This is a genomic window from Oleiphilus sp. HI0117 (assembly GCF_001635235.1).
In genome coordinates, this window is sequence record NZ_LWGA01000533.1 from 1 (window position 1) to 11,233 (window position 11,233).

The 11,233-nt window shown below is 44.3% G+C and carries 14 protein-coding genes; 2 read left to right on the forward strand and 12 right to left on the reverse strand.

All coding sequences use genetic code 11. The features are described from left to right. The 12 genes from yjgA to A3757_RS05935 form a co-directional block, all read right to left on the reverse strand. A partial coding sequence (gene yjgA / locus A3757_RS05880; protein ID WP_068739307.1) for a ribosome biogenesis factor YjgA occupies window positions 1-506 on the reverse strand: 506 nt, incomplete at its 3' end. A 50-nt stretch (window positions 507-556) separates the two neighbouring features. Beyond that, window positions 557-1,921 carry a magnesium transporter gene (gene mgtE / locus A3757_RS05885; protein ID WP_068553992.1) on the reverse strand — a complete coding sequence of 455 codons (1,365 nt, stop codon included), beginning with the start codon at window positions 1,919-1,921 and terminating at the stop codon, window positions 557-559. A 233-nt stretch (window positions 1,922-2,154) separates the two neighbouring features. Continuing rightward, a complete protein-coding gene (locus tag A3757_RS05890) occupies window positions 2,155-2,424 on the reverse strand; it encodes an HPr family phosphocarrier protein (RefSeq protein ID WP_068509651.1) in 270 nt (89 codons plus the stop codon). 37 nt (window positions 2,425-2,461) lie between these two features. Then, window positions 2,462-3,334, reverse strand: a complete 873-nt coding sequence (gene rapZ / locus A3757_RS05895; protein ID WP_068553990.1) for an RNase adapter RapZ — start codon at window positions 3,332-3,334, stop codon at window positions 2,462-2,464. Between the two features lie 42 nt (window positions 3,335-3,376). Continuing rightward, window positions 3,377-3,838 (reverse strand): PTS IIA-like nitrogen regulatory protein PtsN, encoded by a 462-nt coding sequence (gene ptsN, locus A3757_RS05900; protein ID WP_068510396.1) that lies wholly within the window; start codon window positions 3,836-3,838, stop codon window positions 3,377-3,379. Window positions 3,839-3,864: 26 nt separating this feature from the next. Next, complete coding sequence (hpf, locus tag A3757_RS05905; RefSeq protein WP_068510392.1) at window positions 3,865-4,173, reverse strand: ribosome hibernation-promoting factor, HPF/YfiA family; 309 nt, start codon at window positions 4,171-4,173, stop codon at window positions 3,865-3,867. A gap of 102 nt (window positions 4,174-4,275) precedes the next feature. Next, a complete protein-coding gene (locus A3757_RS05910) occupies window positions 4,276-5,820 on the reverse strand; it encodes an RNA polymerase factor sigma-54 (protein WP_068553996.1) in 1,545 nt (514 codons plus the stop codon). Between the two features lie 310 nt (window positions 5,821-6,130). Continuing rightward, on the reverse strand, window positions 6,131-6,856 hold the full coding sequence (lptB, locus tag A3757_RS05915; protein WP_068511164.1) for an LPS export ABC transporter ATP-binding protein: 726 nt from the start codon (window positions 6,854-6,856) through the stop codon (window positions 6,131-6,133). A 12-nt stretch (window positions 6,857-6,868) separates the two neighbouring features. Beyond that, window positions 6,869-7,477: a lipopolysaccharide transport periplasmic protein LptA gene (gene lptA / locus A3757_RS05920; RefSeq protein WP_068511162.1), complete on the reverse strand. Its 609-nt coding sequence runs from the start codon at window positions 7,475-7,477 to the stop codon at window positions 6,869-6,871. Beyond that, window positions 7,461-8,030, reverse strand: a complete 570-nt coding sequence (lptC, locus tag A3757_RS05925; protein WP_068553988.1) for an LPS export ABC transporter periplasmic protein LptC — start codon at window positions 8,028-8,030, stop codon at window positions 7,461-7,463. The genes lptA and lptC overlap by 17 nt, the downstream gene beginning before the upstream one ends. An 18-nt stretch (window positions 8,031-8,048) precedes the next feature. Further along, window positions 8,049-8,591, reverse strand: a complete 543-nt coding sequence (locus tag A3757_RS05930) for an HAD family hydrolase (RefSeq protein WP_068511157.1) — start codon at window positions 8,589-8,591, stop codon at window positions 8,049-8,051. A 45-nt stretch (window positions 8,592-8,636) separates the two neighbouring features. Further along, the gene (locus A3757_RS05935; protein WP_068511153.1) at window positions 8,637-9,614 is read right to left on the reverse strand and encodes a calcium/sodium antiporter; all 978 of its coding nucleotides are present in this window, start codon (window positions 9,612-9,614) and stop codon (window positions 8,637-8,639) included. A 249-nt stretch (window positions 9,615-9,863) separates the two neighbouring features. On the opposite strand from A3757_RS05935, the gene A3757_RS05940 reads away from it, so the two are divergent. Continuing rightward, window positions 9,864-10,658, forward strand: a complete 795-nt coding sequence (locus tag A3757_RS05940) for an ABC transporter ATP-binding protein (RefSeq protein WP_197469856.1) — start codon at window positions 9,864-9,866, stop codon at window positions 10,656-10,658. Between the two features lie 86 nt (window positions 10,659-10,744). Next, a partial coding sequence (locus A3757_RS05945; protein WP_197469858.1) for an ABC transporter permease occupies window positions 10,745-11,233 on the forward strand: 489 nt, incomplete at its 3' end.

Consider the following 11,233-nt stretch of genomic DNA (forward strand, 5'->3'; position numbering starts at 1 on the left):
ATCGTTCGAATATATTGAAACAGCTTTTTACCCGCGCCAGTATTCTTTTGCTGGTCGTGATCTTTCTTAGCGTTGCGAACGAGCGCTCTCAGGTGTTGTACGTCTGTATCAGGGTTGTCGGAAATAAAATTACTAAGCACATCATTTCCACCGCTAATCAAACGGTCTCTCCAGGACTCCATTTGGTGAAGCTCTTGAGCATATCGTTGACTGCTGGAGTCAAACTGATCAATTGCGAACTGAATCGCTTCAGCGTCTTCTGCGCGCATTAGCTTACCAATGAATTGAAGGTGCCGCCTTTTCGCCTCATTTTGACGAATATTGTAGGACTCTTTTATTGCATGAGTCAGATCTTCACTCATTGGCACTTTTTTTAGCTGAGCTGGCTTTAGTTCAGTAAGTTTTCGGCCTAAAGCCTGGAGTGCTTCCATCTCGCGCTTGACCTGACTTTTACTTTTCTCAAATTCTAGATCATCTTCGTCGTGGTATTGGTCAAAATCGCTCATTACTTTGGTACCTGTATGGTATAACAAAAAAATATATTAATGGAGTCTTACTAGTTCGCGTAGGCAAAAGTTGCCAAGCCCAAGAATGACAAAAAGCCTACAACATCGGTAATTGTGGTAAGGATAACACTACCAGCTAGTGCAGGATCAATGCTTTTTGATTTTAGGTAAATAGGCAGGATTGTGCCAGCGATGGCGGCTACGACTAGATTAATGACCATTGCTGCAGCGATCACCAGGCCAATCGTTAGGTCGTTAAACCAAAGAATGGCGGCGACAGCGACCACAAAAGCCCAAAGTGTGCCGTTGATTATGGATACTAGAAACTCTCTGTTTAACAGCCATGACAGATTTGAATGGCTGATTTGGCCAACAGCAATAGCTCTAATAACCAGTGTTAATGTTTGGCTACCTGCGACGCCCCCCATGCTGGCGACGATAGGCATCAATACGGCGAGCGCTACGACTTGCTCGATGGTTTCTTTGAATACGCCAATCACTGTTGATGCGATGAAGGCAGTAATCAAGTTGATGCCAAGCCATATAGCTCTGCGCTTGCTTGTTTGCTTAACGGGGGCGAATGTATCTTCTTCTTCATCAAGACCTGCCATGCTCATTAGCGAATGGTCAGCATCTTCTCTGATGACATCAACCACGTCATCGATTGTAATTCTGCCCAGAAGGATGCCTTCCTTGTTAATAACCGGCGCAGAGACGAGATCTCTTCTTTCAAATAGATTAGCTACTTCGCTATCGGTCAGATTGACATCTATGGTAATGGTGTCAGTTTCCATTACTTCCCGAACCGTGGCAGTGGGATTAGAGACAAGTAATTTATTAAGTGGCAGAGTTCCGACTAGCTCGTCTTTACGACTAACAACCAACAATTTGTCAGTCATTTCTGGTAAGGAACGGTGTCTTCTTAAGTAACGCAACACAACGTCAATAGTGATACCGGGGCGGATGGTGACGGTATCTGTATTCATTAAGCCGCCGGCAGTGTCCTCGTGATATGAGAGGACTTCCTCGACACGGGCACGGTCTTGCGTGTCCATTGACTCAAGGACTTCAGCTGATACATTGTCAGGTAGCTGCTGAAGTATGTCGGCGAGATCATCTGTATCGAGGTCTTCTGTGAAGTTTACGACTTCCTGAGCATTTAACTTGCTGAGGAAGTGCGCCTGTATGTCTTCAGAGAGATCTTGTAGGACTTCACCTTTTAAATCGTCATTCAGCAAGCGCCATATTAGTGCTCGCTCTCGCGGTGGAGAGGATTCAATTAGGTGTGCAATATCACTTGCGTTTAGCCCCTTGTTCACAACCCTTTCAATTTGCCGGATAGAGCCGCTTTCGATTACTTCATTTACACTATGAAGTTTCTCTTTAGCGCTTTTGTTTGAAAATTGGCTAGGCATGGAACACGTTGATCTCTAGTTAACTGCTAAGTGATAAAACAGATAAGCCTGGTGAAGTGATGATTACAATTAGACCTATATAGATAGCTTAAACGTTTGCTTAAGTATAGCGCATGAATTGACACTTCGACAGTCAGAATAATCCAATAAACAGAGCCTTAGTTTGCTTTTATAAAGTGAGTTCTAGTTTATTGGAGCTGATAAGAGTGGGGGGCTTGAAATTTAGTGAGCGCTTATTCGCCTTCTCCAAACCTATCATTGATCAAGTCTTTGATCGCTGTCATTGCTTCTTCCTGATCCGCACCTTCGCAGCTGATTTCAACAAAAGATCCGCAGCTTGCGGCGAGCATCATCACAGACATAATGCTTTTACCATCGACTTCTCGGCCATCCTTTGCGATTTTAATACTGCTTTCAAAGCGTGTTGCAGTACCGACAAATTTAGCGGCTGCACGGGCATGGAGACCAAGTTTGTTAATAATTTCGATTTGTTCTGAAAGCATGGATGTTCTACTAAGCTAATGAAAAGAGGGTAGTTTATTACGTTTTGTGAGGTGAAGGTAGCTCTTTGTGGCGAATTTGGACATTATCAAATTGCGACTTGAAGTGCGCACCAAGCTGTTCGCTAATATAGACCGATCTGTGATGGCCGCCGGTACAGCCGATCGCGATAGTCATGTAGCTACGGTTTGATGCTTTGAATTGAGGAAGCCATTTACTGAGAAAGTTAATGATATCTTCCTTCATTAGTATGGATTCGGGTTGGGCGTTCATGAAGTCTACGACGGGCTTATCTAATCCACTAAAAGTACGAAGGTTTGGGTCCCAGTATGGGTTTGGCAAACAGCGAACGTCGAATACGTAATCTGCATCGCTAGGAACACCATTTTTGAAACCAAATGATTGAAAGAGTATGGCGAGCTCTTGCTCTCGTTTGCCTGTCACTCTAAGTTTTATGAGGTCTCTTAACTCGTATAGGGTTAGTTTCGTAGTGTCGACAGTCAGGTCAGCTTTTAGTGCCAGCTGGTCGAGAAGCGTTCTTTCGGTTTCAATCGCTTCGGTGAGTGAGTGTGTTGTGCTGCTAAGTGGGTGTTTGCGTCGAGTATCGTGAAAGCGCTTTAGGAGCGTCTCACTTTGTGCGTCAAGAAAAATGATATCGACATCAATCTCCATCTGCTTTAGCTTCTCGTAAACTTGGGGGAATGCTTCTATTCCACCCTGCAGATTTCTAGCATCGATACTGATCGAAACGTTACTTAACCTTGTATCTTTACCTTGTAGTGATTGTTTACCAAGGTTTAGTAAAAGCCCAACCGGTAAATTATCAATGCAGTAATACCCCATGTCTTCAAGGACGTGAAGGGCCGTGCTTTTTCCGGAACCGGATCTGCCACTGACAATAACGAGCTTCATAAGAAGTTCCTAGCAATTTTGAGCTTCTAAGGTTTGTAGGTCTTAAGCAATTATTTTCTGATAAAGTTCAGTGCCTGTAGCAGATTCCCTTAAACTATCGCAAAAAGCAGTGTTGTTGAACTTCTCTGCAATTTGACTTAAAAGATCCAGGTGCTCGCTCGTCGCCTCGGAGGGGACAAGTAAAACGAAAAGAATATCAACGTCTTCGTTATCTATCGAGTCAAAAGGTATCTTTTTTTCAAGTGTAAATAGACAACCAATAACTTGTTTGCAGTTTTCCAGTCTGCTGTGGGGAATGGCAATTCCTTGCCCAACTCCCGTGCTTCCCAGTCGTTCACGAGAAATAAGGTTGTCAAATATTTCAGTTTCATCAAGATGAGGAAATTGTTTTGAGACCAGGTGTGCAGCCTGTTGAAGAACTTTTTTCTTGCTACCACCGGGCAAACCGCGTTGGGTTAGCTCCGGTGACAAGATGGCCTCGATAGTAATTTTATTTTCAGACATTTTTCGACTCTAAAGATCGCTAATAACTAGCGTGCTGCTGCGCCGTGTGCGCGGTCAACTTTCTTTTCCTTGTGCTTAAGAATTTGACGGTCTAGCTTATCAACTAGCTGGTCGATAGCGGCATACATGTCGTCGTTCTCGGCGTGGCCGTGGATATCTGCACCAGCGATATGTAGCGTTGATTCAGCAATATGTGCTTGTTTCGATACAGAAAGGGTTACCTGTACGTTGCTAATGCCGCCAATATGGCGCTCTAGCTTTTGCAATTTGGTTTTCACATATTCTTTAAGTGCATCAGTTAAATCTACATGATGGCCAGTGATATTTAATTGCATAGTATTCTCCTATCATCGTTATTTTTAGCGAGAGTTGAATATTGACTCACTTTTCGCTTATCAAATCAACTTGCTGCAGGCAGCAAGTTATCAAATATTGTATTAAACCAATCTTTTTCTTTCGTTCGATGGGGGGATCGACATCGCTTCGCGGTATTTTGCGATAGTGCGGCGGGCGACGTTAATTCCTTGCTCTTTCAACAAGTCGGCAATCTTGCTATCGCTAAGAGGTTTTTTAGGGTTTTCTGCTGATATTAACTTCTTAATAATTGCGCGAATCGCTGTTGACGAGCACTCTCCGCCAGTAGTTGTGCTGACGTGGCTTGAGAAAAAGTATTTGAGTTCAAATATGCCTCGTGGCGTATGCATGTACTTTTGTGTTGTCACACGAGATATGGTGGACTCATGCATTTCTACCGCTTCAGCAATATCATGTAAAATCAGCGGCTTCATCGCTTCATCACCATAGTCAAGGAAGCCTTGTTGGTGAGCTACTATCTTACTTGCCACTTTTAGAAGCGTCTCGTTACGACTTTGTAGGCTTTTAATAAACCACTTTGCTTCTTGAAGTTGATCCTTCATAAAGGTGTTGTCGTTACTGGAGTCAGCTCTCTTTATAAACGAAGCATAATTTGCATTGACCCTTATTTTTGGCGCAATCTCTGGGTTGAGCTCAACTTTCCAGCGTCCTTTTTCTTTCTTTACGACGACATCTGGCACAATGTACTCAGGCTCGGAAGAAGCAATGGATTCACCTGGTTTAGGGTTCAAAGACTGAATTAGAGAGATAACCTCTTTCAGTTCATGCTCTTTAAGGCGGCTGCGTCGCATTAGTTGAGCGTAGTCTCTTGATCCTAATAAGTTCAGGTAGTGGCTGATTACAAGCTTTGCTTGTGGTAGCCAGGGCGTATCTTTTGGTAGCTGGCGTAACTGTAGCAGCAAACAGTCGGGCAGGTCTTTGGCAAATACCCCAGGTGGATCAAAGTGCTGCACGCGTTTTAAGACGGCTTCAACTTCATCTAATTCAACCGGGTCTTCGTCATCTGAGTTGTGCAGCCCCTCGTGTATCTCTTCAACGGTATTCGTTAGGTAGCCGTCTGTATCAGTTGCGTCGATTAATGACATCGCAATGTATCGGTCGCGATCAGACATGGGGGTAAGGTTAAGTTGCCAATCTAGATGATCTGCAAGAGACTCGGTAGCAGCGTTTCTTTGTTCGAAGGCATTGTTGTCATCTTCGGGAGCGGGACCACTGGGCGCATTGTTTGTATATATGTCATCCCAAGCCGTATCAACAGGCAGATCTTCCGGTATAGTATCTGACCACTCTTCACTAGGCGTGTCGGCTTCATTGCTAGCAGGTGCTTCGCTCGAACTGGTGTCTGTACTACTGCTTTGTTGGTTGTCCTGAGAGGCGTACTCGTTGCCATCATTTTGATGACTTTCATTCTGATTTTCTTGTTTATCACTTGTATTTCCAGGCTCGTTGTTATCGTCCTGGAGTTCGAGCATAGGATTAGATTCCAATGCTTCTTGTATTTCGTTTTGAAGGTCAAGAGTCGACAATTGTAGCAAGCGGATTGCTTGCTGCAATTGAGGTGTCATTGTCAGTTGTTGACCGAGCTTTAATTGGAGAGAAACCTTCATGTTCATGAGGATGTCACCAACTTAAGACTTAAATTTTGAATCATGTATTGTCGCTTATTATATTTTGCGGAAATGGTCGCTGTGAATAAACGTATTTATATTTACTTCATTTACACAAGTGTAGTGCGAAGATAGCAAAGTGTGAAACAAATAAAAGTATATTTACGTTACCAGCCTACAAATAATTGTTTTAGATCAAGTTATCGTCTTGTTGACGTGAAAATTGCATGCTACTCATTTCTAAGCTGAAAGTCATGCTTAATTGTTTGTATATGCTGTTCGAATCGAATGCTATGAACTAGCCACTGGCTTATAATTTGAATTGATTGCCCAAGTAGACTTGTTTGACCTTTTCATTATTCAGAATGTCTTCAGCACTTCCTGAAGCAATGATATGGCCATCACCAACAATATAGGCTTTTTCACAAATATCCAGCGTTTCTCTAACGTTGTGATCGGTTATGAGTACGCCGATATTTTTACTTTTAAGGTGAGAGACGATTGACTTGATGTCGTTGACCGATATTGGGTCGACACCTGCGAAGGGCTCATCGAGTAGAATGAAGTCAGGCTCCATTGCTAAAGCTCTGGCTATTTCCACTCGCCTACGTTCACCGCCTGACAAGGCCATGCCAAGACTATCTTTGATGTGAGTGATGTGAAACTCTTCGAGTAAGGCTTCCATTCTTTGTCGCCTTTCGCTGCGAGAAAGATCTTTTCTAATCTCTAGTACCGCCAGGATATTGTCTCGAACACTTAACTTTCTAAATATTGAAGCTTCCTGGGGCAGGTAGCCGACACCGTTTCGTGCCCTATCATGCATAGCCATGGATGATAGGTCGGTATCATTAACTGATATCTTGCCTTTATCATGCTTAACCAGGCCTACAATCATATAGAAACAAGTGGTCTTACCAGCACCGTTAGGGCCGAGCAGCCCGATCACTTCACCGCTGTTGATAGTCAGGGAAACATCTTTAACTATTTGGCGTTTATCATAGGCCTTGGCTAGGTTTTCTGCTTTTAAAGTTTTCATTGTTGCTCAGGTCTATTGCTTTTGCTCGGCACCGGACTCGGCATTTGGAGCAGGTTCGAGTGGCAGTTTGTTTTCGTTTTCTGGAGAACCTTTTATTAGTGGCACTTCAGTATTTTCCGATGCGGTCTCGGCATTAGGGTAGTAATGAATTTTAACTCGAGACCCTTGGGTCTGATCTCCCTTGGCGCGTATAGCTCTTCGTACAATGTCGTACTCTATTTCTTCACCTGAAAAGGAGTTGTCTTGTTGTACTAACTTAGCTTGGCCGGAAAAACGTAACAAGTTGTCTTTTGCAATATAAGTAATAGAGCTGCCATAGCCATGAGTGTTCGGGCTATCGGCGCTTACTTGTTGTACAAAGTGTGCTGGCTGGCCAGAGGCCTGGATGGTTGTAATGCTGCGATTTGTCGCCTTTACAGAAATATTATCTGCTTCTAGGCGAGATAAACCTTGGGAGATTATGACATTGCCGGTATAGGTTGACGTGCCATTCTGGTCGTCAAGGCTAGCCTGGTCTGACTCTATGGATATTGGAAGTTTACTGCTCGGGTCGATTGCAAAACAAAAAGCAGGCAAAAGGGTTAACAGGGTGGCACGGAGCAAGCTATTTATTGAAGGCATACTGTCCTCTGACATTGCTAAGGAGTTCAATGCGTTTTTCATTAAGCCAGCCGTTTAAGCCGGTTGCTTGAATGACGCTTTGATCTTTCCTAATGGTAACGGCTTGGTTTGATGAGATAAAGGCCTGTTTTCGGTCTATCGATATTTGATCGCTTTCAATGCTCCATGTTTTATCGCTGGGGATAATCTGCTCGATGATGACATTTCCGGAAAGCATTAGTGTATCGCTGTCTGGCTGGATTTCACCATTGTTGGCACTAAGTTGAATTATTTCTCCCTGTTCATTTGAGAGTGTCGCCTCAATGTGCTCGATATCGATTTGGTCAGATTGTGCGTAAAATAATGCGCTTTTACTTTGTAAGTTGGTTGAGAAGCCTTTGTCATCATATAGCGTAAATCTTGCGCCTTCGACGAATGCAGCGGGCCTGTCTGTACCTGCTTCTGATGCGCTTTTTTGGGTATCTTTTATCTTTTCTTCAGAAAATAAAAGTAGACCCAGTGCAAGGCAGGCTAGGGCAATGATTAAAGGTCTGTAATGGCTCGGGTTAAGCATAAATAGCCTGTTTTGAGTCTAAGATAAATAGCTCTGGTGGTACGCTTCCAGAAGTCCTTTAGCTTCCAGGATAAGGTCAGAAACTTCACGGACAGCACCTTGGCCGCCAGGGGTTTGAGTGCAATGTGCTGCATGCTTTTTAATAAGGCTATGCGCATTGGGAACTGTGATGCCTAGCTGCACGCTGGTGATTGCAGATAAGTCAGGTAAGTCATCGCCCACGTAACATATTTGGTCAAAGGAAATACCGAGTTCTTCGCTAATTTCACCTAGGGCAATTTTTTTGTCTTCTCTTCCTTGAAGGATGTTTTTAATGCCAAGGTCTTTTGCGCGCCTCGCCGTTAGTGCTGAGGTTCGACCTGTGATAATAGCGACTTCGATATCATGCTTCATTAGTGCTTTAATTCCTTGGCCATCAAGAATATTAAAGGCTTTTAGTTCGTCTCCTTGTGCAGAGAAATAAACACTGCCGCTAGTCATGACGCCGTCAACATCGAGTGCGACGAGTTTAATACTGGCTGCTTTATCTGCAATGTTTTTTGGAAGTGCGTTAAAAGTCATGTTGGTGGCCCTAAAGTCTTAGTTGTGAAGTTGAAGGTGTTGTAACTAGGCAAGTACAGTTTGTTCGTACAATACATAAAGGTAGCCACCATAGATAGCAAGTAATAGCGTGCCGGCTACCGGTCCAAGGCTGTTCTTCTTGGTTGCGTGCTTGATATAAACCATGGCAGCGAGCCCGAAGGTCAGGGCAAACATGAGAGCGTAGTCTCGGAATAGTGTCTCTTCACTAATCGGGATGCCACCCTGTGAGATTGGGTGAAGAAATGCAGGAATTGCTAGCACTGCTAATAGATTAAACAAGTTTGAGCCGATAATGTTTCCCAAGGCAAGGTCGTGATGGCCTTTAAGGGCGCTTGCAATGGAGGCTGCAAGTTCGGGTAGGCTGGTTCCAATGGCAACAATCGTTAAGCCGATGATGATTTTGCTCACGCCGAGCTCGGTAGCGATGCCAACTGCCCCCCAAACCAAAAGCTTTGAACTGGCGAGCAATAGAGCAATACTTATAGCTAGAAGAATGTAGGCTTTTTTTGCAGAGATGGATCTGCTGTCTTCTATTTCATCGATTTCTCCCGCGGGTGCGTTTTGAAGTTTGGCGAGAGCAATGAGTGAAATAAACAAAATTATAGATAGTGCAACACCGTCGAGTGCATCCAGCATGCCGTCACTGAGTAATAGGGTGGCCAAGAAAGTCGCGACCATGAGTACCGGGAACTCAACCTTCAGAATTGCCTTTTTAAGGGGGATGGCCGAGACCAGTGCTGTTGCGCCAAGTACTAGGGCAATGTTTGCGATATTCGAACCGATCGCATTTCCTACCGCAAGGTGACTTGCATTGTCTAGTGCTGCAGTACCTGAAACAATTAATTCGGGAGCTGAGGTGCCGAAGGCAACAACTGTTAAGCCGATCATCATCGGTGTCATGCCAAGGTTGAGCGCTGTAGCGACGGCGCCACTGACGAATCGGTCAGCACTCCAAATAAGAACAATAAGCCCGAGGATAATTGCTAAAGAAAATAGAAGCATAGGTTAGTATCTAATCAATGTTTTTTCTAGGGGTGTAATGAAGGGCCTTAGTATACCTATTAGTGAAGATATCGCCAGGTATTGCAAGCAAGTGATTATGTCCAATTTGTAATTGCAAAGCAATTTGATGAAGATGAGAATTAAGTACAAATAAATTGCTAAATTTCCTTGGCTCTATGAGGCAGCTTTGTTTAAATAGCCAAGCAATGCGTCAGTCGGTGGCGAATTTACTAGGTTTAGGGATAATCTATCTTGGATTCATATATAACAATTAATAATCTCCATTTTGTCAGAGGGCATCGAAGTATTTTCAATGGTGCGACCTTGCATATCCCTCGTGGAAAAGTTACCGCAATAATGGGGCCTAGTGGAACCGGAAAGACTACTCTGCTGAGATTGATTGGCGGTCAGTTACGGCCTGCAAGCGGTGAGATACTGGTTGACGGAGTCGATGTTAGCAAACTCAAGCGGAAAGATTTGTTTGAGGCTCGGCAGAAAATGGGGATGCTCTTTCAAAGTGGGGCGCTTTTTTCTGACCTGAGCGTTTATGAAAATGTTGCATTCCCGCTACGTGAGCACACTAACCTGCCTGAGGATATCATTCGAGATATCGTCTTGATGAAGCTTCATGCAGTAGGCTTACGTGGTACGCGTGAAATGATGCCTTCCGAATTGTCGGGCGGCATGACGCGTCGAGTAGCTCTGGCAAGAACCATTGCTTTGGACCCCGAATTAATTTTGTATGATGAACCTTTTGCAGGTCAGGACCCTATTGCGATGGGAGTGCTGGTTCAATTGATTCGCTTGCTTAATGATGCATTAGGCTTAACGAGCGTGCTGGTTTCGCATGATATTACAGAGTCCCTAAGCATCTGTGATCATGCTGTAATCTTGGCTGACGGTGTTGTCATTGGTGAAGGTTCTCCAGAGGAGCTAAAAACCTCAGGCTCTCCGCTGGTAAAGCAGTTTCTTAACGGTTTGCCTGATGGCCCTGTTCCTTTTCATTACCCGGCTACAGATTTTCGTAGCGAATTGTTAGGGTAGCCCATAGTTCCTTCAAGTGTGAGATTAGCTTAGTGATTGATTTTTTTGTTCAATATGGACGTAAGGGAATAGATTTTTGGGCGGCGATGGGGCGTTCGGGGATTTTCTTGCTCCGTGCTATTTTCGGTTTAACGCCAAACCTCAAAGGCTTTCGCCTTCTGGTCAAACAGTTATATCACGTCGGAGTGTTGTCGCTTGTTATTATTATTGTATCCGGCTTGTTTATCGGTATGGTGCTTGCTTTACAGGGCTACAGCATTCTTGTCGATTATGGCTCAGAACAAGCTGTTGGGCAGATGGTTGCCTTAACACTGGTTAGAGAGCTGGGGCCGGTGGTGACAGCGTTACTGTTCGCTGGCCGCGCAGGTTCAGCTTTAACGGCAGAAATTGGCCTGATGAAGGCTACCGAGCAGCTCAGTAGTATGGAAATGATGGGTGTTGACCCCTTAAAGTGCGTTATTGCACCGCGCTTGTGGGCTGGTTTTATCTCGATGCCGCTTCTGGCTGCAATCTTTAGTATGGTTGGTGTTTTTGGCGGTTTGCTCGTTGGCGTAGACTGGTTGGGCGTTTACGAG